The organism is Streptococcus sp. Marseille-Q3604, from assembly GCF_916619785.1.
In the GTDB taxonomy this organism is placed as follows: Bacteria; Bacillota; Bacilli; order Lactobacillales; family Streptococcaceae; genus Streptococcus.
This window is the reverse complement of record NZ_CAKAKM010000001.1, coordinates 682,859-706,866: the sequence shown is the minus strand read 5'-3', so window position 1 is coordinate 706,866 and position 24,008 is coordinate 682,859. Positions and strand designations below refer to the sequence as shown.

At 39.4% G+C, this 24,008-nt stretch carries 8 protein-coding genes and 1 pseudogene; 4 read left to right on the top strand and 5 right to left on the bottom strand.

Annotated features, from left to right (window positions below):
- Positions 1-265: 265 nt before the first annotated feature.
- From LG375_RS03105 to LG375_RS03090, 4 genes are read right to left on the bottom strand one after another with little or no spacing between them, the layout of a single operon-like run.
- Positions 266-2,794: a KxYKxGKxW signal peptide domain-containing protein gene (locus LG375_RS03105; protein ID WP_225745261.1), complete on the bottom strand. Its 2,529-nt coding sequence runs from the start codon at positions 2,792-2,794 to the stop codon at positions 266-268.
- Between the two features lie 54 nt (positions 2,795-2,848).
- A complete protein-coding gene (locus tag LG375_RS03100; protein WP_225745260.1) occupies positions 2,849-6,412 on the bottom strand; it encodes a KxYKxGKxW signal peptide domain-containing protein in 3,564 nt (1,187 codons plus the stop codon).
- Between the two features lie 58 nt (positions 6,413-6,470).
- Positions 6,471-8,942, bottom strand: a complete 2,472-nt coding sequence (locus LG375_RS03095; protein ID WP_225745259.1) for a KxYKxGKxW signal peptide domain-containing protein — start codon at positions 8,940-8,942, stop codon at positions 6,471-6,473.
- Positions 8,943-8,998: 56 nt separating this feature from the next.
- Positions 8,999-11,854, bottom strand: coding sequence for a KxYKxGKxW signal peptide domain-containing protein (locus tag LG375_RS03090; protein WP_175061377.1), 2,856 nt, complete (start codon positions 11,852-11,854; stop codon positions 8,999-9,001).
- Between the two features lie 1,015 nt (positions 11,855-12,869).
- On the opposite strand from LG375_RS03090, the gene LG375_RS03085 reads away from it, so the two are divergent.
- From LG375_RS03085 to LG375_RS03075, 3 genes are all read left to right on the top strand, one after another.
- Positions 12,870-17,603: a glycoside hydrolase family 70 protein gene (locus tag LG375_RS03085; RefSeq protein ID WP_225745258.1), complete on the top strand. Its 4,734-nt coding sequence runs from the start codon at positions 12,870-12,872 to the stop codon at positions 17,601-17,603.
- A gap of 255 nt (positions 17,604-17,858) precedes the next feature.
- A complete protein-coding gene (gene tnpA, locus LG375_RS03080) occupies positions 17,859-18,332 on the top strand; it encodes an IS200/IS605 family transposase (RefSeq protein WP_013990678.1) in 474 nt (157 codons plus the stop codon).
- Positions 18,333-18,831: 499 nt separating this feature from the next.
- The gene (locus LG375_RS03075) at positions 18,832-20,817 is read left to right on the top strand and encodes a KxYKxGKxW signal peptide domain-containing protein (RefSeq protein ID WP_225745257.1); all 1,986 of its coding nucleotides are present in this window, start codon (positions 18,832-18,834) and stop codon (positions 20,815-20,817) included.
- Positions 20,818-20,986: 169 nt separating this feature from the next.
- Here LG375_RS03075 and LG375_RS03070 read toward each other — a convergent pair.
- Positions 20,987-22,236 (bottom strand): annotated as a pseudogene (locus LG375_RS03070) (ISL3 family transposase).
- Between the two features lie 273 nt (positions 22,237-22,509).
- Here LG375_RS03070 and LG375_RS03065 point away from each other — a divergent pair.
- A complete protein-coding gene (locus tag LG375_RS03065; RefSeq protein WP_225745256.1) occupies positions 22,510-23,499 on the top strand; it encodes a hypothetical protein in 990 nt (329 codons plus the stop codon).
- Positions 23,500-24,008 lie beyond the last annotated feature (509 nt).

The window sequence follows — 24,008 nt, the reverse complement described above, 5'->3', positions numbered from 1 at the left end:
AGAAGTCTAAAGCCAAGTTCCTAATCCTAATCCCCTGTAGTACACTTTCAACGTTTTTAGTAAAACGCTTACATGTTCACCTATCTTTATTATAATACTTTTTTTATGACAAACAAGTTTTTTTACAAGATAATCGTAATTGTTTTAGAATTGTTCATAATTGGGTTCTATTTGTATGACATTTATTGATGATATGAAAAAGGAAGTTGACAGTTGGTCGACTTCCTTTTGTGTTGGGTAATTGTTCATAGTCACTTGTAAATGACTATCGAAGGATATGGCCAACCCCGTCATTATCGAAGTAATAAGTAACGTGATTGATTGTCAAGGTTACATTATCAGCACGATTACCAGAGCCAGGAAGATAATAGTAAGTCTTACCACCTAAAATGATGAGTTTATCTTTAGCTTGTATACCCTTATATTGTCCGTAATCATCATCGTAGAAGTAGACATGCTTTCCATCGATAACTCTTCTACCAGTCAGAATATTTCCCTTACTATTTGCATAATACCAGTTATTCTTATGTTCAAAGTATTTTCCAGTTACAAGGGCACCAGTCTCTTTGTCATAATAACGATTACCACGGATAGGATAATCAAACTCACCTTTCACTTTTTCACCGTAGCTAAAGTAGTACTGAATTCCGTCCAAATATTTAGTACCGTCAAACTTCTTTCCTTCTTCATCAACATAAAACTCTTTGCCACCATCCTCAACCAATCTATCTGTTACTAAAGCACCGTTATCTTTATCGTAATAGTGGTTATCAGGAGCAAAATGCCCTTTGTATTGAACACCATTGGTACCGAAATAAACGTTGACGTTATCAATGGTATGAGCACCAAGGAGGAGGTAACCCTTGTCATTGACATAGTACCAGTTTCCTTCGGAATCATTAATATAGCGGTTTCGTTGAGTTGAATGACTCTTAATGCTGATGACACCAGATTGGTCTGCCACATAGGTCTTACCATCGAAATCAAAAGTTGTATCTTTGACTTTTCGGCCGTTATCTTTATCAAAATAGTAAACCTTGCCCTTGATATCAACGAACTCTCCCTTAGCTTGTCTACGAGTTCCTAAATGGAAATACATATCGTAGCCATCAATAGTTGCAGAGCCAACGACAGGAAATCCATGTTCATCATAGTAACGCCAGTACCCATCTTTACCTTGGACAAAATAAGCGCTCTTAGGTCGAAGGTCCTTAAAATCATCAGAGATGTATTTTCCGACACCATCATTGTCAAATTCATAGATATTTGGAAATTCTCTCATAATATAGTGTGTAGGAATATTCAATCGTATATTTCTAGCAATGGTACCATCACTGTAGAAGTAATAGTTATTGAAAAATCTGTGCACGACCATGTTTCCATCATCTTGGAAAAAGTACTTATTACCATTGATGGTTTGCCATCCTGTGACTGGTAGGCCATCGGCACCAAAATAATACCGTTCGAGTTCAGGATGTTCATTATTGAAAAAATTTGAATATACAGCTTCGTCAAATCTTACTTCTTTAGCATAGTTTTCCTCAGGAATAAATCGTCCAGCTTTGAAGGTGACGAGGCGGTTCGTCACAAGGGCGCCGTTATCTGGGTCGTAAAAATAGGATTTACCATTGACCTTACGGCGTTCACCCTTGACCTGTCTACCATTTGAATCAAAGTAATAGGTCAAACCATCAATAGTTTGTGGTCCAGTCATAAGTTTTCCATCTTTATCCATATAGTACCAGTGACCACCATTATCTTGTAGAAAAGCGGGATGGTTATTTGCCACTGTAACGATACCATTAGGATCAATATTGAGTTTGAAATCACCGTTGTTGAGATGTGTGTCTTTAACTAATTGTCCTGCATTTTCTTTGCCAGCATCTCCAAACAGATAGAGCTTGTCACCAACCACGTTCAAGCCGTAGCTAAGTTGGCCGTTTCTATCAGGATTAAAGTAATAGGTTTGTCCTTTGATATCTTGTAAGCCAGAAACTCGCACGCCATCGCTACCTAGATAGTAAGTTTGACCATTTTCTTCAACAAATTCATCATGGAGCATACGTGCACTATCTGTAAAGTAATAGAGTTTTCCATCAATGGTTTCGAAACCAGGATGTTCTCGCTCTTTTTTGAAATAATAGCGTTCTCCATTAATATCTTGCCATCCCATAAGCTTATTACCGTTGTTATCGTAGTAATAAGTTACGTAATAAGGATGTCTTGTGGTAATAAGACTACCTAAATAGTTTTCTGTTTCAATGCGTTCTTCTTTTTCGGTAACAAATCCATTCCTTTTTTCAGTAAAGGCAGAACGGTCAGTTCCTCTTGTGGTATTTTCGATTGGGATATCACCGACAGGTGACGCATTCTCAGCTGTAACACTCTCACTAGTCGTTGCAATTACCTCAGAATGTGCAGTTTCAGAATGCGCTACTTCCGAACTAGCTGTACTTGTCACTTCAGAGCTTGGTTTTTCAGAGACTGTTTCTGTTGAAGGAACTTCTAAGGTAGCTACTGGTGCTTCTGATACTGTAGCAGTCTCGCTAGAAGGGGTAGCAGGTGTATTTTCTGTAGGTTTAGCTGTGGCTTCACTAGTCGCTGGAGCCTCAACGTCAATAGCGCCTTCTTTGATGATGGTTTCAACAGTCGCTTCATTAACAGGGGTAGACTGTTCTTCAGCTGAAGCATAGTTAAGGCCAGCAAAACTCAATCCCAAAGCCAGTCCTGTCACTGCAATAGTTACCCAATGTTTTTTAACTTTGTGAAGTTTAAAATGTACTTTCTTTTCCATGATAATTCTCCTTTCATTGAAAGACAAATTGGAATTATATGTGTGAAATAAATATTATTCGTAAATATATTTAATAACCCTTCCATCACCGTTTTCATCGAAATGAACAAGCTCAGCTTTCACCTTGTAACGAATTGAGTGGTTAAAAGTAATGTCAACATTTTTAGCACGTTTTCCAGTTTTTGGGTAATAATAATGGTAGTAGTAGTCATTTCCCGCCCAAATTGTTCGCAATTCGTCGTAGCCTAGTCTACCATCATCGTGGAAATAGTAGTAATCATCTCCAATCTTTTGTTCTCCCTTGTAACATTTACCATCACTACCAACATAGTAACGATTACCGTCAACGTCAACGAATTTGTCACGTCCTAAGTCAACAAGTTCACCAGTATTCTTGTCATAGTAATAACCATCATCAGCAACAATACCTTTAGCTTGTTTACCATCTTTATCAAAGTAAACCTTCACATTATCGATAGTTTTGTGTCCAGTTACCTTTTGACTATTTTCATCGACGTAGTACCAACTATTAGAATATTTTTTACCAAAATATCTAGTAATTGCACCAGTTGAGGTGTCTGCTAGACTAGGGTATCTATCGAATTGAAATACTTGAACATAATTATGGTCGATAGGCTCATTACCTAGGTCGGTGATAAAATGCCAAGGTTTTATTTGAACATAACGTTTTGTGACTAAAGCTCCGGTGTCCTTATCGTGATATCTACCATCTGGTGCGAAATCCCCTTTTAACTGTGGTCCATCAGGGTAGAAGTAGTAGTCCTCACCGTTAATAGTCTGATAACCTGACACCTTGTAGCCACTATTATCTAGGTAGTAGCGGAATGTAGTTGAGATACCATTAGCACGCCATTCACGAGCGATTCTTACAGTACGTTCTCTGAAAGTATTTCTTGCTAAGTTACCTGTATGTTTATCGTAATATTTACCGTTTTTTGCGAAACCTCCTTTTACTTGCTCTCCATTTTCATCGAAGAATACTGTTTCACCATTAATAGTATGCTCCCCTTTTAAAGCGATTCCTTCGGAACCAAAATAGTAAAATGGTTTTGTATCATCGCTAAATCCATTGTGGTTAGAAGGAACGTATAAGTTCCTAGCTAGATGACCATTATCATTCATATAATGGATATTGTGGTAGTCATCATAGAACAGTCCATTTTTTTTGATATCATCTTTCTTTTCAGTAATGACACCTTCTTGATCTGAAATATAAAGTTTATCGTTCACTTCAAAAAGTGTTCCAATGACACGCTCACCATTATTTTTATCGTAGTAGTATTTGTTTCCTCCTTGTTTAATAAACTCTCCTTTAGATTGCTTTCCGTTTTGGTCAACATAATACCATTTACCATTTATCATAACTGATCGGTTGACACCTAAATTAACACGAGCACCGGTATCTTTATCATAATAGTAACCATCGTCTGCGAACTGGTCTTTGATTTGTTCACCATAGGCATTGAAATAAGTAGCAACACCATTTATTGTTTGGGGACCGTGAAGGAATTTTCCGTCATATCCTGCATAATAGGTGACTTTTCTAATTTTAGGGTTAAGATAGTCATTCTCTAGGTGATAGATAGTAACGTATTGATTTTTAACCATCATTCCTTGGTAGTCATAATAATAGCTGTTTTCAAATTCGTCGGTAACAATTTGGTTGCGATAGTTTAAAGCATATGGTACTTCAGAGAGTTTACCTTCATTATCAGCTTTATAGGTCTTACCATCGATTTGAATAAGAGAGTTGATAACCATTTGTCCATTATGCAAATCATAGTAATGTTTTGGTAGACCTGAATTTGAGTAGCTAGCCTCACCTTTTAGTTGACGACCATCACTGTCAAAACAAACATGATAACTATCAACAATTTGGTTTCCAATGAGTTTTTGACCATTTTCATCGACATAGTACCAGTTCCCATTGTCTTCTACATAAGCATTGGTAACAAGTTCACCACTATCCTTGTCATAGAAGTGTCCATTCGGAGCGAAGTGTCCTTTAACTTGGACTCCACTGTCCTTAAAGTAAACTTTGACGTTATCAATGTTTTGTTCGCCAATGAGTTTATTGCCATCGGAGTTGTAGTAATACCAGTTGCCTTTATCATCGCTGACATATTGGTTATGGAATCTAGAATCACCTTGGATAGTGATGTTCCCTTCTTTATCTGCGATATAATGGATACCGTTTAACTCAAAAGATGTATCCTTGACTTTACGACCATTGTCTTTGTCAAAGTAGTAAATTTTATTATCAATATTAATGAATTCGCCTTTAGCTTGATGTCCTTCTGGACGAGATGATTCATGGAAGTAGAGTTCAAAGCCATCAATAGTTTTAGGTCCAGTGATAGGAAATCCGTCTTTGTTGAAGTAATACCAACGACCTTCGTAGTCCATCATAAATTGATTTTTTGGATAGTCTCTATTATTTTCTGAAGGAAGAGTATAGTAAGTTGGGAACGGATAAGTCACAATGTTTAGTTGTTTATTGAGATAATGTGCCACCCCATCGTTGTCTGAATAAAATACATATGGCATAGACTTCCATAGACCCTTTTCGATGATAGGATATTGTTTATTTTTGACTAAGGCCCCTTTGTCGTCAAAGTAGTAGCGTTTGTGATCTAATTCCATTAGTCTATGAACAGCAACTTGACCATTGTCATAGATGTAATAGTCGTTACCTAAAATTGTCTGACGACCTTTCTCAAGTGTGTTACCATTTTTATCAAAATAGCAACGTTCTAATCCAGGCATTACATAATAGTTTGGTTCGATATAAGCAGGTTCATTGAAGTAAACAACTTTACTATAGTTTTCTTCTGGAATATAGTGGTTGTCTTTGAATGTAATAAAACGGTCTGTTACTAGCTTGCCATCGTTTTCATCGTAAAAGTGCAGTTTGTCGTCAACTTTCCTAAGCTGCCCTTTTACCATAGTGCCGTCATCGTTAAAGTAATAATGGAAACCGTTGATGTCTCTTGGTCCAGTAACCAGCTGCCCTTTTGCATCTACATAATAGGTAACACCATTTGCATCTGAAACGAAACTTTCTCTTTTATCTGTCTTTTTTGTGATACCTTCCGCTTCAACAGTGATGGTGAAATCACCATCTTTTTGTGAGGTATCTAAAGTTGTTTTATCAGGAGAAGTGCTTATGATGAGGTTTTCGTTGTTTGTAGGTGTATTTGTTGCACTTACCTCAGAATGAATAATTTCAGAATTAGCTGCTTCCGAACTAGCTGCGCTTGTCACTTCAGAGCTTGGTTTTTCAGAAACTGTTTCTGTTGAGGCTACTTCAGAGCTGGCCACTGGTGCTTCTGACACTGTGGTTGCTTCGCTCGAAGCGGTAGTAGGTGTGTTTTCTGCAAGTTTAGTTGTGGCTTCACTAGTTGCAGGAGCTTCAACGTCAACAGCACCTTCTTTGATGATGGCTTCAACAGTTGCTTCATTAACAGGGGTAGGCTGTTCTTCAGCTGAAGCGTAGCTAAGGCCTGCAAAGCTCAATCCCAAAGCAAGTCCTGTCACTGCAATAGTTACCCAATGTTTTTTAACTTTGTGAAGTTTAAAATGTACTTTCTTTTCCATGATAATTCTCCTTTCATTTTAAATCTGTCATTATTGAGAAGGAGTCTCTATAACTTCATTAACTAATGAGTGTTCCGTTTCCGTCCGCATCAAAATGATAGGTTTCCCCTTTTATAGTAATGTCAATATTTGACAAACGGGCACCTGAGTTGGCATCGTAGTAGTGGATTTTACCATCAACGGTGACTAGTTCACCTTTGGCTTGTTTACCGTTACTGTGGAAGTAGACTGGGACATTGTCAATGGTTTGTTCACCGGTCAAGGCGTACCAGTTTGGACCAAAGTAATACCAACTACCTTCCCATTCATGGTACTGATTTTTAAGAGCAGCGCCTGTTGCTTCATCCAGATAGTAGATGTGGCTGCTGTTAGGGATAGTATCACTGTAATACGCATAGATGAGCTCACCTCTACTTTGCATTCCGTAGTAGTATTTACGAGTAGGAAGTCCAAAGTAGTAGAGTTCGCCATCGATAACTTGAACGGAGACTAATTTGTTTCCCTTACCGTCTAAATAATACCAGTGATTATCTTTGGTTTTAACGAAACCAGCTTTTGTAACCTTTTTACCATCAAATCCGATATAGTCTCCACTATCTGCGTAGTATGTGAATTCTCCGAAGCCTTGATGACCATCTCCAACGATAAGATTCACTTCTTCACCATGAACAATATGTGTTCCTGAGTAAACTTTTCTACCATCTTGACCAACATAATAGCGTTTGCCATCGACTTCGACGATTTGGTCTCGGACAGCAGCACCTGTGTCTTTGTCATAAAAATGATCAGCATTGGCAAAAATACCTTTGGCTTGGACACCGTCTTTATCAAAATAGACTTCTACACCATCTATAGTTTGAGCACCAATTAATTTATCGCCCTTATCATTGACATAGTACCACTTGCCATCTTTTTCGACATAACGGTTGGTAACGAGGGCTCCACTATCTTTATCATAATAATGGCCGTTTGGCGCAAAGTCACCTTTAACTTGAGAATAGTCATCACGGAAGTAGACATTGACATAATCTATCACTTGTTCGCCCTTTAAAGGATAACTAGATTTATCAACATAGTACCATTTACCTCCAGCAGTAACATAACTATTTTTGGCTGTAACTGGAGTCAATTTACCATTTTCATCTGCAATTGATGTTGGGTATCTATCATCTACAGCAATAAAAGTGAAAGCATTGGTGAGGATAGCACCTCTTACGCCGTTAATGTATTTAGAAAACTGAGCATAGTACCAGTTTCCATCAACTTGGAACAGTGGGTTTGGGCTGCCAGGGACATCATCTCTTAGTGAACCAGATTCATCAAAATAGTAGAGTTGTCCATTAATTCGCTTGAATCCATGGACAACATGTCCATTTTCATCAGCATAAACAGAAGGTGTCCAGAGGTATCCTCTCAGGTACATGTATCTGATTTTACCCCAGCCATTATAGACTTTTTGTCCCTGTTCATTGTAATAACTTTCAGTACCATCAGGATTCTTGAATTTAGAATAATAGACCATGTCTGGTTGGAAGTAGTACTCTTTACCGTCGATGGTTTTAGGGCCAGTGTAAATATTACCGTCATTGTCATAGTAGTAATAAATGTCGTCGCTGGTTCCGTTAATGTAGCGAGTACTATGGTAGAGGGCAATCTTATTATTCCAAAGTTCGCCATTTTCAGGATGGAAATAATATCCTTTTCCATCAACAACCACTCTTTGCCCTTTTGTTTGAAGCCCCTTGTCATTAAAGTGGTAAGTTTTGTCTCCAATTTCTTGAAGGCCAGTCACTTTTTCACCTGTCTTATCTACATAATACCAGTGGTTATCGCCAGTAGTAACAAAAGATTCAGTTGTTAGATGTCCAAGTTCACCATCATAATAATGTCCATCTTGGGCAAAGTTTCCTTTGACCTGTTTACCATCCTTGTCAAAATAGACATGCTGTCCATCAATTAGGTTTGGACCTGTCAGATCCCTGTCATCTTTTTTGTAATGCCAATTGCCTTGTTCATCACTATACCATTGACCACCCGTGATATTCTTTTCAGCAGAGGGAACTTGAGAATTAGGGGTATCAGTATCACTAGTTGTTGGTGACGAATTCTCAGCTGTAACACTTTCACTAGTCGTTGCACTTACCTCAGAATGTGTAGTTTCAGAATTAGATGCTTCCGAACTAGCTGTACTTGTGACTTCAGAGCTTGGTTTTTCAGAAATAGTTTCTGTTGAAGCCCCTTCAGAGGTGACCACTGGTGTTTCTGACACTGTGGCAGCTTCGCTTGAAGCGGTAGCTGCTGTATTTTCTGTAGGTTTAGCTGTGGCTTCATTACTTGCTGGAGCATCGACGTTAATAGCACCTTCTTTGATGATGGTTTCAACAGTTGCTTCATTAACGGGGGTAGGTTGTTCTTCAGCTGAAGCATAGCTGAGTCCTGCAAAACTCAAACCCAAAGCAAGTCCTGTCACTGCAATAGTTACCCAATGTTTTTTAACTTTGTGAAGTTTAAAATGTACTTTCTTTTCCATGATAATTCTCCTTTCATTTTAAACTGTCATTTTAAGAAGGAGTATTTATAACTTCATTAACTAATTGGTGTTCCGTTTCCATCCGCATCAAAGTGATAGGTTTGCCCTTTAATAGTAATGTCAATATTTGACAAACGGGCACCTGAGTTGGCATCGTAGTAGTGGATTTTACCATCAACGGTGACTAGTTCACCTTTGGCTTGTTTACCGTTACTGTGGAAGTAGACTGGGACATTGTCAATGGTTTGTTCACCGGTAACTTTATCACCATTGACATCAACGTAGTAGAAATAGTCCTCACAATCGAAGTCTTTGCTTGAAAGTGGGTAGTGACTAATGTCTACTGGTATTGTGTTATCATTGAGACCAAAAATAAAATTATGTGGGTACTTGATAAAAAAGTTATCGACAGGATTACCGTATTTATCTTGAAATTTCCAGTTATAGATATGGACGTAACGGTTTGTTACAAGTGCACCAGTATCCTTATCATAGTAGTGTCCATCAGGAGCAAAACGTCCCTTAACCTGTGCTCCATTAGGGAAGAAGTACATTTTGACATAATCAAGTGTTTGAGGTCCTTTTAGTGGTCGGCCTTCCCTATCAAGGTAATACCAGTCCTTTGCATATAAAATTTCGCCATTTATGGTACTACCAACGGAAGTCAATACTTCTTTAAAAGTATTGGTCACTAGTTCACCAGAATCTTTGTCATAGAATTTACCGTTTTGAGCAACCCTTCCTTTGGTCTGAAAACCCCAAGGATTATCAAAGTATAGTTTTTGACCATTAATTTCAACTTCTCCTGTTGCAGCTGTACCATCTTTTGTAAAATAATACCAAGTTCCAGTTCCATTACGTTCGAAAAAGCGATTTTTCAAGATTTTACCACTATGATCAACATAATAGACCTTATTATTTTCATAGATAAAACGATCTCGTAACATTTCTCCAATGTCATAGTGTTTATACGTATTTTCTGGACGGAAGTAATAGAAATCGCCATTAATTTCCTGAAGCCCAAGAACTATTTGTCCTTTATCATCAAGGTAGTAGGTTGAATCATTTTCATTAACAAAGCCTGCATGGGTTACTTTGCAACCATTGTCTTTATCATAGTAGTACTTAGGCATGTAATAATATTTGGAGATAAACTTCGGATCTCTTACAAATCCTCCTTTAATCTGTTTACCATCATGGGGATCGAACATAACATCTTGTCCATCAATAATGTAGGCCCCTTTTAGTGGGCTACCGTATTTATTAACATAGTACCAATTACCATTAACTTCAACGTAACGATTGGTTACGAGATTTCCTGTATTGATATCGTAGTAACCTTTAAGGTCATTATATATATCTAAATAGGCCCCTTTGACTTGTTGTCCATTATCCCGGAAGAATACTCTTTGTCCCTTAATGATTTGGAAACCGATAAGGTTTTCTCCGCTTGCATTCTTATAATACCAGTTACCCTGTTCATCGCTATAGTAGCCGTTAGGGTTTGGAGCATCTTTACCAATTCCATTTTCATCAAAGTTATAAGTCATCCCATTGATCGTTAGGCTTGTATTTACAACACGAGCTCCAGAATCAGGATCATAGTAACGGAGGACCCCATTATCAAGAACAAGTTCTCCTTTAGCTTGACGGCCGTTTGAGTAGAGATAGACGATTTGTCCATTAATAAGGGTTTCCCCATCTTTAGGACGAATAGCATTTCCATCATCACCGTAGTAGTACCATTTATCATGTTCTTTAATTGTTTGTTTTTTGACTAACTGACCGGTTTCTGAGTCAAAATAGTAACGACGGGTAATGTTTGTGGGCGTTCCATATTTATTAGAAGTTGGAAGAGTCTTTCCATCTTCTAGCTCTATGCTGATTCCTTTTTGCATGACACCAGAGTTGATTTCGAAATAATAAAGATTACCATCAATCATACGAGTTCCTGTATATTTAGAACCGTCATTATTGATAAAAAAGGTTCTTCCTTCTTTATCTTGAACGAGACCTTCTTTTCTAACTCTAGCTCCGGTGTTAGGGTCATAATAGTGCATCTTATCAAGATTACCAGAATACTTTTCACTAAAGTCTCCTTTGACTTGAGTTCCGTCATAATCAAAATAAACTTCTTGCCTATCAATGGTTTGTTCCCCCTTGAGAGGAATACCATCCTTGTCAACATAGTACCAGTTTCCCTTATATTCTAGATAACGTTTGGTTTGTAGTTGACCAGTATTATCATCAAAATAACGGTATAGTTTGTAATTTACGATTTGTGGTCCTTTAATTTGTTTTCCGTCCTCCCAGAAGGAGACTCTTACGTTATCAATCGTTTGGTCTCCAGTAAGTTTTTTCCCATTAGCATCTTCATAGTACCAATTCCCCTGTTTATCACTGTAGTAGTGACCGCCAGTGATATTATTTTCAGCAGAGGGAACTTGAGAATTAGGGGTATCAGTATCACTAGTTGTTGGTGACGAATTCTCAGTTGTAACACTCTCACTAGTCGTTGCACTTACCTCAGAATGTGTAGTTTCAGAATTAGCTGCTTCCGAACTAGCTGTGCTTGTGACTTCAGAGCTTGGTTTTTCAGAGACTGTTTCTGTTGAAGCCCCTTCAGAGGTGACCACTGGTGTTTCTGACACAGTGGCAACCTCGCTCGAAGCGGTAGCAGCTGTGTTTTCTACAGGTTTAGTTGTGGCTTCATTACTTGCTGGAGCCTCAACGTCAATAGCGCCTTCTTTGATGATGGCTTCAACAGTTGCTTCATTAACAGGTGTAGGTTGTTCTTCAGCTGAAGCGTAGCTGAGTCCTGCAAAACTCAATCCCAAAGCAAGTCCTGTCACTGCAATAGTTACCCAATGTTTTTTAACTTTGTGAAGTTTAAAATGTACTTTCTTTTCCATGGTAATTCTCCTTTCATTTTAAACTTTTTACATACTGCAAAATAAGGGCTGTCATGAGAGTTTATGAAAAGTGAGCATTGGGGAGGAGTCCCTAACGATGTAAGTTAATCTTTTTGTGACAATCCTTATTTCTCCAAGCCTCCTCAATTTCTATATTACGAGACTGTTCGAGGCAAACATGAGTCCTGACGAAATGATTCTAGAAAAACGAGAGCCGTTCGGAATTTTCCTCCTTTCTAAGCATGGAAGATCTCGTTTATTTTGGGCTTCTAAGACACAAAAAACTAGAGCTTACTAGTATGAGGCGTCCCCTCTAGAGCTCTAGTTTGAAATGATGCTGTATTCTTTTTATGAGCCCTAGTTTGATGGTTCAAAGTGACTCAGGAATGGTTATCCTACTATAATCCTTATTTAGGCATTAGGTAACTAATGTCAATCTTTTAGATAATCCCCCAAGTGTCCTTTAAAGCAAAATTAAAACGCTTACATATTCACCTAGCTTCATTATAATCCTTTTTTAAGAATAAACAACAGAAACTAACGGAATTATCAAAAATGTTAAAGAACTGACATAAAAGATTCTATATTTAGTTTCGTTAGTCAAATAAGAATTCACCTGTGTAAATCATTTATATTTTTAATTTTTGTTCCTCATAGACAGACCACGATCTTAGTCAGATGAAAAAATAGAGTCTTTCTATCTAAAATTTTCTTTTCAGAATTGTCTTTTTAGGGGCTACTTCTCTCATAGTTTTGCTATCTCTTAAGGTTAATTGAAGCTTTCTTTAATCTTCAAAAGCCTTTGAAGATAAGCACTTGAAGGAGTTTGAGAAGCAAAAAAACTCTATTTAGGACCTTACATATGGTGTAAGGTCTCATTTTTACAAATCAAAGTTAATAATAGGAAGCGTCCGGCAGAGATTCATGAAAATAAGATGACTTTTTCCTATTTGTAATTTGTCTGAATATATCATAGAGTAGAGAAAACAATAGAAAAAAAGGATGATTGTTATAGATGGAAAATAAGGTACGTTTTAAACTACATAAGGTTAAGAAAAACTGGGTAACTATCGGGGTGACTACCCTCTCAATGGTTGCCTTGGCGGGTGGAAGCCTCCTAGCTCAAGGAAAAGTAGAAGCCGATGAGACGAGCGCACCTAATGGTGACGGCTTGCAGCAACTGAGTGAGGATGGTACTGCCAGTCTAGTGACGACAACAACTGTTACTGAGCAAGCTAGTGCTCAAGCAAGTGTGGCAGCAGTAGCAACAGCCAGCGTAAGTCACGAAACAAGCTCTCAGGCGACGACAAGTGCGGTCGCTCAAGAGGCAACTGCTCAAGCACAAAGCAGTCAAGTTATCGATCAAGAAGTGGCAGTTTCTTCGCAAACTCAAGCTAGTGCCCAAGAGACACTGACTACGGAACAGGCCTCACAAGGTCAGGCTACGACTCAAGTAGCTGGGCAAACAAGTGCTCAGTCTACTCCAAGTGTGACAGAACAAGCAAGACCTAGAGTCTTGACCAATGCTGCACCAGCAATCGCCACACGCGCTGCTGATAGCACTATTTGTATCAATGCCAACCGTAACACCAACATCACGATTACGGCCAGCGGTACGACACCAAATGTCACCATTATCACAGGGCCAAACACTCCTAAGCCAAACGTGACGGTGACAAGTCCAAATGGCACAAGACCAAATGTGACTATTGTAACGCAGCCAAATCAACCAAACAAACCTGTTCAACCAAGTCAACCGTCTCAACCTAACAAGCCAGTCCAACCAAGTCAGTCAAGTCTTGACTATAAACCAGTAGCTTCCAACTTGAAGACGATTGATGGCAAGCAGTATTATGTTGAAAATGGCGTTGTGAAAAAGAACACAGCGATTGAACTTGATGGTCGTCTTTATTATTTCGATGAGACTGGGGCGATGGTAGATCAAAGTAAACCTTTGTATCGTGCCGATGCCATTCCAAATAACTCTATCTATGCGGTTTATAACCAGGCCTATGATACGTCAAGCAAGAGTTTTGAACACTTGGACAATTTTTTGACGGCTGATAGCTGGTACCGTCCAAAACAGATTTTGAAGGATGGGAAAAATTGGACAGCTTCAACTGAGAAAGATTATCGTCCCCTTTTGATGACTTGGTGGCCAGACAAGGTGACACAGGTCAACTACCTCAACTATATGAGCCAACAAGGGTTTGGTAATAAGACCTATACGACAGATATGATGAGCTATGACTTGGCAGCTGCTGCCGAAACGGTTCAACGAGGAATCGAGGAACGTATTGGTCGTGAGGGCAATACCACTTGGCTTCGCCAGTTGATGTCAGACTTCATCAAAACACAGCCTGGCTGGAACTCTGAGAGTGAGGACAATCTCTTAGTTGGTAAAGACCACTTGCAAGGAGGCGCTCTGACCTTCCTAAATAATAGTGCGACAAGTCATGCCAATTCAGATTTCCGCCTCATGAACCGCACACCGACTAACCAAACGGGGACACGCAAATATCATATTGACCGTTCAAATGGTGGTTACGAGTTGCTCTTGGCTAACGATATCGACAACTCTAACCCAGCTGTTCAGGCAGAGCAACTAAACTGGCTCCACTACATCATGAACATTGGTTCTATCCTTGGCAATGATCCAAGTGCCAACTTTGACGGTGTTCGTATCGATGCGGTAGACAATGTGGATGCGGACCTCTTGCAGATTGCTTCTGACTACTTCAAGGAAAAATACCGTGTCGCAGACAATGAAGCCAACGCTATTGCCCACTTGTCAATCCTTGAAGCTTGGTCTTACAACGATCATCAATACAACAAGGATACCAAGGGTGCTCAGTTGTCCATTGACAATCCACTACGTGAAACGCTTTTGACAACTTTCTTGCGTAAGAGCAATTACCGTGGTAGCTTGGAGCGTGTCATTACTAACTCTCTTAACAACCGTTCAAGCGAGCAGAAACACACGCCACGTGATGCCAATTATATTTTCGTGCGTGCCCATGATAGTGAAGTGCAAGCTGTTTTGGCCAATATCATCAGCAAGCAGATTAATCCAAAAACAGATGGTTTCACCTTCACTATGGATGAGCTCAAACAGGCCTTCGAAATCTATAATGCGGACATGCGCAAGGCTGATAAAAAGTACACCCAGTACAATATCCCAGCTGCCTATGCCACAATGTTGACCAACAAGGATAGTATCACTCGTGTTTACTACGGGGACCTCTTTACCGACGATGGCCAATATATGGCTCAAAAATCACCGTACTATAATGCCATCGATGCCCTGCTTCGTGCTCGCATTAAATATGTAGCAGGTGGTCAAGATATGAGGGTCACTAAGCTTAATGGCTATGAAATCATGTCATCTGTGCGTTATGGTAAAGGAGCAGAAGAAGCCAACCAGCTTGGTACTGCTGAAACACGCAACCAAGGAATGCTCGTCCTTACAGCTAACCGTCCAGATATGAAGTTGGGAGCAAATGACCGTCTAGTGGTCAATATGGGAGCTGCCCACAAAAATCAGGCCTACCGTCCATTGCTTCTCAGTAAATCGACAGGACTTGCGACCTACCTCAAGGATTCTGATGTGCCAGCAGGATTGGTTCGCTATACGGACAATCAAGGGAACTTGACTTTCACGGCAGACGATATTGCTGGTCATTCAACCGTTGAAGTTTCAGGTTATTTGGCAGTTTGGGTGCCAGTAGGTGCTTCAGAAAGCCAAGATGCCCGCACCAAGGCTTCGGCGACCAAGAAGGGTGAGCAGGTCTTTGAATCATCAGCAGCTCTTGACTCACAAGTCATTTACGAAGGCTTCTCAAACTTCCAAGATTTCGTTAAGACACCAAGTCAGTACACCAACCGTGTCATTGCTCAAAATACCAAACGATTCAAAGAGTGGGGAATCACTTCCTTTGAATTTGCGCCACAATATGTGTCTAGCCAAGACGGCACTTTCTTGGATTCTATCATTGAAAATGGCTACGCCTTCGAGGACCGCTACGATATTGCCATGAGCAAGAACAACAAATACGGTTCGCTCAAAGACCTTATGGATGCCCTTCGTGCCCTTCACACTGAAGGTATCTCAGCCATTGCTGACTGGGTTCCAGATCAAATTTATAATCTCCCTGGAAAAGAAGTGGTAACAGCTTCTCGTACTAATAGCTACGGCACACCACGTCCAAATGCTGAAATCTACAATAGTCTCTACGCAGCTAAAACACGTACCTTTGGCAATGACTTCCAAGGCAAGTACGGTGGTGCCTTCCTCGATGAGTTGAAGTCGAAATACCCAGCTATCTTTGAGCGCGTGCAGATTTCAAACGGCCGTAAATTGACTACCAATGAGAAAATCACGCAATGGTCAGCCAAGTATTTCAATGGAAGCAATATCCAAGGCACAGGAGCTCGCTATGTCTTACAAGATAACGCTACTAACCAATACTTCAGCCTTAAGGCAGGTCAAACCTTCCTTCCTAAACAAATGACTGAAATCACAGCAACTGGTTTCCGTAGGGTGGGAGATAAGGTCCAATACCTCTCAATTGGTGGCTACCTTGCTAAGAATACCTTCATTCAAATCGGTGCCAACCATTGGTATTACTTTGATAAGAACGGCAACATGGTCAAAGGTGAGCAGGTCATTGATGGTAAGAAATATTTCTTCCTAGACAATGGTCTCCAGCTACGTCATGTCCTTCGCCAAGGCAGTGATGGTCACGTCTATTACTACGATCCTAAAGGGGTTCAGGCCTTTAATGGATTCTATGACTTTGCGGGTCCTCGCCAAGACGTTCGCTATTTCGATGGCAACGGTCAAATGTATCGTGGCCTCCACGACATGTATGGCACAACCTTCTATTTTGATGAGAAGACTGGTATTCAAGCCAAAGACAAGTTCATCCGTTTTGCGGACGGACGCACGCGTTACTTCATCCCAGATACAGGAAATCTCGCAGTCAACCGATTTGCGCAAAATCCTGAGAACAAGGCTTGGTATTACCTCGATAGTAACGGTTATGCCATGACAGGACTCCAAACCATTAACGGTAAGCAGTATTACTTTGACAATGAAGGCCGTCAGGTTAAGGGACACTTTGTCACAATCAATAACCAACGTTACTTCCTTGATGGCGATAGCGGTGAAATTGCTCGCTCACGCTTTGTGACGGAAAACAACAAGTGGTACTATGTCGATGGCAATGGTAAACTGGTTAAAGGTGCTCAGGTCATCAATGGTAATCACTACTATTTCAACAATGATTATAGCCAAGTCAAGGGTGCCTGGGCCAACGGCCGTTACTATGATGGTGACTCAGGTCAGGCCGTAAGCAACCGCTTTGTCCAAGTTGGTGCCAACAAATGGGCTTATCTCAACCAAAATGGTCAAAAGGTAGTTGGTCTTCAACATATCAATGGTAAACTCTACTACTTTGAAGGTAACGGTGTCCAAGCTAAAGGGAAACTTCTGACATACAGAGGCAAGAAATACTACTTTGATGCCAATAGTGGTGAAGCCGTAACCAATCGCTTTATCCAAGTTTCTCGTGGTGTTTGGTATTACTTTAACGCCTCAGGTCAAGCCGTAACGGGTGAGCAAGTCATCAACGGTCAACACCTCTACTTTGACGCTTCTGGCCGTCAGGTCAAAGGCCGTTACGTCTGGGTTAAAGGCCAACGTCGTTACTATGACGCCAATACTGGAGCTTGGGTCAGAAAACGCTAAAGGGCAGAAGAAAATGTGATTTTGGGACTATCCTAGATGCTTTTAGATTAAAATTCAGTAGGTACCTTCCCAGTCTCACCGCTTTTAAGCACTTGAAACATTTTGTTTCAAGTGCTTTTCTTGTCTTACGAAAACCACTAGCTGTGCTAGTGGTTCCGAAAAGCTTTTAGCGATGTATCAAAAAAAGTCCCCCTAAAGTGTTATATTAGATAAGGTTTCCCGACCACTAACTAATATACTAAAGGAGGACCCCTGATGAGACAGGATAATAATAGTTTAGCACATACTACATGGAATTGTAAGTATCATATTGTTTTCGCCCCAAAATATAGACGTCAGATAATCTATGGGAAATACAAAGCAAGTATTGGTCAAATCTTACGATTATTATGTGAAAGAAAAGGTGTTGAAATTCATGAAGCAGAAGCTTGCCCAGATCATATTCACATGTTAGTGAGTATACCACCGAAACTAAGTATTTCTTCATTTATGGGATATTTAAAGGGCAAAAGTAGCTTAATGATATTTGATCGACACGCAAATTTAAAGTATAAATATGGGAATCGCAAATTTTGGTGTCGAGGCTTTTATGTTGATACGGTTGGGCGAAATCAGAAGCGAATTGAAGAATATATTCGTAATCAATTACAAGAAGACGTGGTAGCAGATCAGCTTAGTCTGTTTGAGGAGTATGATCCGTTTACAGGTGAGAAGAATAAAAGAAAGTAATCTTAAAGAGACCCGCTAGACGGGTCAGCTAGCAAAGGTGGTGCTGAAGGGAAACCATTCGGTAGGCCTTTAGGCCTCGGCCGGTAGCAGAGGCTTTCAGCCGAAGAGCAAGCCACCCGTTCTCACGGGTGGTTTTGACTTTATTACTATCTCTTGATATGCCAAGCAGATTGTAAGCAAAAAATGAGTTTGATTAAGAGAATCGTCAATAGACTGCTTACTTTAGCTTTAAATTATGCTCAGTCATTCTAATGAAGAAGGTGGTGAAAGTGCTAAAAGTCGGAGTTTCTGTGTGAATTTAAGAAAATCTGAACGTTTTTTGGAAACGGTTTCTAACATATAAAAGCTATAGCTATATATCTTAGGCTTGTTTTTTCAAATGGATTATGGGTAGAAGGTTAGTCTTATGAGACTAGAGTTATGCATCTGTAATTGTATTCGTTTCCAAAATCCCTTAACATAGAATAGAGAAATAAAGTTATATTGAAAGGTGTATGTTATGGAAAAGAAAGTTGGATTTAAGTTGCACAAGGTCAAGAAAAACTGGGTGACTATTGGAGTTAGTACGCTGTCGATGGTTGCACTTGCGGGTGGAGCCCTTTTGGCAGACCAATCGGCACAAGCAGATGAAGTGTCACTTCCTAATGGTGATGGTTTTGAACAAACAGATTCAGGCATTGAATCAAGTGCATCATTGATTAATGAAAGCTATTCACCAACCTTGACAGAAGATGCTGGCCGTTTGTCAGCGGTGTCATCTAACTATGGAAGTCAAACAAGCTCAGGCTACGAGTCTTCATCATCTGCCTCAACAGGAGGCTCATCACAGACTGTGGTAGGTGGTGGATCTAGTCAAGTCAGTTCGTCACAATCTTCTCAAGTCGTAGGAACACAAAACTCTAATTCATCACAAACGGGTTCTGCTTACCAATCAAGTAGCAGCTCGGCATCAGTAAGTGCTAGTGCGTCAAGTTCTTCAAGCTCATCAAGCTCAGCTTGGTATTCTTATTCGTCGTCATCATCATGGTCATCATCATCGTCAGCTAGCGGTTTTGCGACAATTACGACGAGTTCGTCTGACTCAAACGGCATTCATTGGAATGGTGGTCGAAACACGACAATCACCATCACAGCCTCAGGAACTACGCCGAATGTTACTATCGTTTCGAATTCTAATAAACTGTTTCCAAACATATCAGTAGGGCATTCGAATGGTTCAAATGCTAATGTCACTATCATTTCACAAGGTAACCAGCAAAATAACTCAGGTTACCAAATCATCACAGATGAGACTAAACCAAGTGTTGATTCGAACAATAACAAGTCTTCATTTGTCCGTGTAGGCGAAAATCAATGGTATTATTACGATCAATATGGTCAAAAGGTCAAAGGCGAAAAGGTTATTGATGGTAAGGCTTATTACTTCCTTGAAAATGGCCTTCAAGCTCGTGACTCACTTGTTAAAGGTAGCGATGGTTACACCTATTACTATGATAAAAATGGCGTGAAGGCTATCAACGGCTTCTACGATTTTGCAGGTTACCGTAAGGATGTACGCTATTTCGATTGTTATGGTCACATGGCTACTGGTCTCCTTGAAATGGGTAGCACAACCTTCTACTTTGATACACAAACAGGTATCCAAGCTAAAGACAAGTTTATTCGCTTCTCAGATGGCCGTATCCGTTACTTCATCCCTGATACTGGTAATATGGCTGTAAATACCTTTGTTCAAAATAAAGAAAACCAAGCTTGGTACTACCTTGATGAACATGGTTACGCTGTGACAGGAAAACGTATCATCAATGGTAAAGAATACTGCTTTGACTCAGAAGGCCGTCAAATCAAAGGTCAGATGATGCAACAAGGCAACAAGCAATACTACATTTCTGCCCAAACAGGTGAAATGGCTGTGTCACGCTTTATCTTTGAAAACAACAACTGGTATTATGCGGATGCTTTTGGTTGCCTCGTTCAAGGTGCCAAAGTGATTGATGGTAAACTCTATTACTTCAACAAAGACCATAGCCAGCTAAAAGGTGGCTGGGCTGAAGGACGTTACTATGATGCCGTCACTGGTCAAGCAGTCATCAACCAATTCATTCAAATGGCGGCTAACCAATGGGCGTACCTTAACCAAGATGGTCACAAAGTGACAGGTCTTCAAAATATTAACAATAAAGTTTACTACTTTGGTAGCAATGGTGCTCAAGTCAAAGGTAAATTGCTCACTGTCCAAGGTAAGAAATGTTACTTTGATGCCCACACTGGTGAGCAAGTGGTAAACCGCTTTGTCGAAGCTGGACGTGGCTGCTGGTATTACTTCAACGCAGCAGGCCAAGCAGTGACTGGAAAACAGGTTATCAATGGCAAACAGCTTTACTTTGACGGTTCAGGTCGTCAAGTTAAAGGACGTTATGTTTATGTTGGTGGTAAACGCCTCTTCTGCGATGCCAAAACTGGTGAATTGAGACAGCGTCGTTAATTAATATGTACTTTAAAATCTAGAGCGAATTTTTCCTTTTCCTATCTAAATTATTATTATTTTCCTATCATAACTCTAGATGATTAAATAAACGAAAAAGCCAGCATTAGCTGGTTTTTGAGTTGTTTTGGCTCTTTGTCAACTGTAGTGGGTGACGAAAAGCTAACATCTAGAGAGGACCAGATAGGTCTTCTCTTTTTGTATATTCAGAGTGATGAAAACACGCTTTCTAAAGTTGATAAAATTTTTAAAACCGAAGCCCAGACGTTTAATATCTTTGATAAGCTTATTGGTCCCTTCCAATTTTGCATTTGAGTAATGTGTTTCTAGTGCATTTTTGATGTATTGTTTATGTTTACGAAAAGTCCTAAAGACTGTTTTGAAGTAATGATTGACCTTGCTTATATTCTCCTCTATGAGTTCAAAAAACTCATCCCCCCTCTTCTCCTGAAAGTGAAAAAGCAAAAGCTGATAGAGATTATAATAATTGGTGAGTTCTTCTGAGAAATTCAGTGTCTTCTCAACGACTTCATGTGGGCATAATGTTTGATGGAAGGTCTTTGAGTAAAAAGGGTTGAGAGATAACTTACGGCTGTCCTTTTGGAAGAGTCTCCAGTGATTTTTTAAAGCTCGATAAGGTAGTGACTTCTTATCAAACTGGTTCATAATCGCAATTCTTGTCTTTAAAAAGGCTCGACCAAGGTGCTGGATGATGTGGAAACGATCAATAATGATTTCGGCATTTGGAAAAAGTCTTCGAGCTAGTGGCATATAGGCTCCTGACATATCCATCGTGATAAACCGTACCTTTTGTCGTACTTTCAATGGATACTTCAAAAAGTAGTTTCGAATAGTGGTTTGACGGCGATTATCAAGGATGGTTATGAGTTTGTTGGTCTCATAGTTTTGAGCCACAAAAGCGAGTTCACCTTTCTTGAACCCAAACTCATCCCAGGACATAACAGCTGGGAGTTTGTCATAATGTTCCTTGAAAGTAAACTGGTCAAGTTTACGATAAACGGTGGACGTTGATACACGAAGTCTTCTGGCAATATCCGTTAGTGATACCTTCTCAGTTAGAAGTTGTGCAACCTTTTGTCGGACAAGGTTGGAGATTTGGTGGTTTTTCTCAACGATTGAGGTTTCAGCCACTGTTACTCTCTTACACACTTTACACTGGAAGCGACGTTTCTTCAGACGTAGTAGTGTTGAAGTTCCCGCTTGCTCGAGAAGAGGGATTTTAGAAGGCTTTTGAAAGTCGTACTTGATCATCTTTCCATGGCAATGAGGACATGATGGTGCAGGGTAATCAAGTTTTGCATGAATCTCGATATGAGTATTAGTTTCCAAAACAAGAGAAATAATGATGTTAGGGTCTTTAATTCCGATTAATTCTGTGGTATTCTTAATAAGTCTCATGAGTTCTTCCTAATGATGGTTTGGTCGCTTTTCATTATAGTTCTTATGGGACTTTTTGTGTACATTGAAAAAGCTCCATAATCCTCTACAGTGGTTTTACCCACTACAGAAATTATAGAGCCGTTGTTTTAGAGAAACTGTCAGTGTACGCTCAGATGCTTTTTCACACTTAAATCCTAATAATTTTGTCCCTCTCATATTCACAAGAAGGAGCTATAGCCGTGTTATAATGGGTATTATATTTGCATGTAGAAAATAGAGTTAGAGGTAGTTATGGGGAAGTTTATTCTTAGGCGAAAAGATTTGAGAAAGTTGGTTGCAATCAGTACGATTTTATTAACTGTGCCTTGCTTCCTGACTTATTATATTAATTCTCATCAAACAAAAGCAAATCACTCAGAGGGGCATTCTTCAAGAGTTGAGTACGATATAACTGAAGATTCGTTAAAAGATAGTAAACCTGTAGTTTTTGGAGATAGAAATCAATTTGTCCTTGCCCCTTCAAAGGCACATGTTACTCAAAATTATATCGCTGATCTCAGATTTGTATCCTATAAGGGAAAAGATGTTACGGTTCAAAAGACTGATGGCTCTGAATATATTTTAGTCACCCTTGACCTCAATGATAACTTTAAGCGTAAGGAATATGACCTTTATAAGGCAACAGAGGCTTATAAAAAAGATGCTAAAATCTGGAAAGTTTTTGATTATTTAACCTATGAAGGGAAGGACTTAGCCATTATTGCCTTGGTTAAGGATGATGTTCATTACACAATTGATGAGTATGTTGGAGTTGATTTATCAAATGGGAAAGTTGAAGCTTTACCAGAAGAATTGAAAACTTTCTATAATCAATCTGATAGCAAGCTTAGTGCATATAATGATGGGTATTATTCTAATGTTATTAGATCTGCTTCTTTAAACAATATCGCAGAATCTTATAATTTGTTTGTTTCAGATAGTATAACTCATCTTGAGTCTGATGGGGAAAAAGGAAATGATGATAATGCAAAATCATTAAATCTTTTTACGGATTATCCTGATTTCTGGAATAAAATATATGGAGATGTGTCTTACAGTATCTATCCTCGTCCGGAGTCTGTCAGTGCGGAGGAGTGGCTTAATGCAACACTTCATTGGTTAGCTCCAGCAGGTGGTGAAGATTTAACAGTTTATGCAGTTAAAGATGGGAAAAAGACAGATTATCCCATTAAAAGTTACGCTGACTTAGAGGCATGGAAAGCATCGCAACCTACTGAGTAATCGTTGGTGAAAATATCTAATCATAGAAATTTTGATAAGACAATTTGACTTGATGGACACGGGCGTTTTTGAGATACTCCAAAAGGAAGAGTTTATTAGGTATCAGATTGAAGAAGCAGTAAAGGAGAAAAATCATGCTTATCTTAGCTTTGAGTATTACTGTCATATTATTTATCTTCATTTCGAATTATTACTTTTATAAAACAGATTTCAGGAAACGACAATACCCATTACTCTATGCCATTATTGAAACCATAGCTGATTTGTTCACTAGGTAATATCTCTAACCAAGCCTTTATTTCATCTTAGAAATGAAGGTTTTTTTATTTAAAAATAAATTAATATTGTAGGATGATTCTATCGTCTAAAAAAGTCTAAATCCTAACGATTTTAGTTGGTTTTATGTTATCCTTAGTGCATTTGTTCACAAGGGGCATTTATTAGGCAGATTATTAAAGGACGTTTTCTGAGAAAACGAAGGTAGATACATTAAGCTGACATTATAGTTG

Bases quoted from the DNA above. Each gene is read 5' to 3' on its own strand.
- LG375_RS03105 (WP_225745261.1), bottom strand. From the start codon at position 2,794: ATGGAAAAGAAAGTACATTTTAAACTTCACAAAGTTAAAAAACATTGG.
- LG375_RS03100 (WP_225745260.1), bottom strand. From the start codon at position 6,412: ATGGAAAAGAAAGTACATTTTAAACTTCACAAAGTTAAAAAACATTGG.
- LG375_RS03095 (WP_225745259.1), bottom strand. From the start codon at position 8,942: ATGGAAAAGAAAGTACATTTTAAACTTCACAAAGTTAAAAAACATTGG.
- LG375_RS03090 (WP_175061377.1), bottom strand. From the start codon at position 11,854: ATGGAAAAGAAAGTACATTTTAAACTTCACAAAGTTAAAAAACATTGG.
- LG375_RS03085 (WP_225745258.1), top strand. From the start codon at position 12,870: ATGGAAAATAAGGTACGTTTTAAACTACATAAGGTTAAGAAAAACTGG.
- tnpA (WP_013990678.1), top strand. From the start codon at position 17,859: ATGAGACAGGATAATAATAGTTTAGCACATACTACATGGAATTGTAAG.
- LG375_RS03075 (WP_225745257.1), top strand. From the start codon at position 18,832: ATGGAAAAGAAAGTTGGATTTAAGTTGCACAAGGTCAAGAAAAACTGG.
- LG375_RS03065 (WP_225745256.1), top strand. From the start codon at position 22,510: ATGGGGAAGTTTATTCTTAGGCGAAAAGATTTGAGAAAGTTGGTTGCA.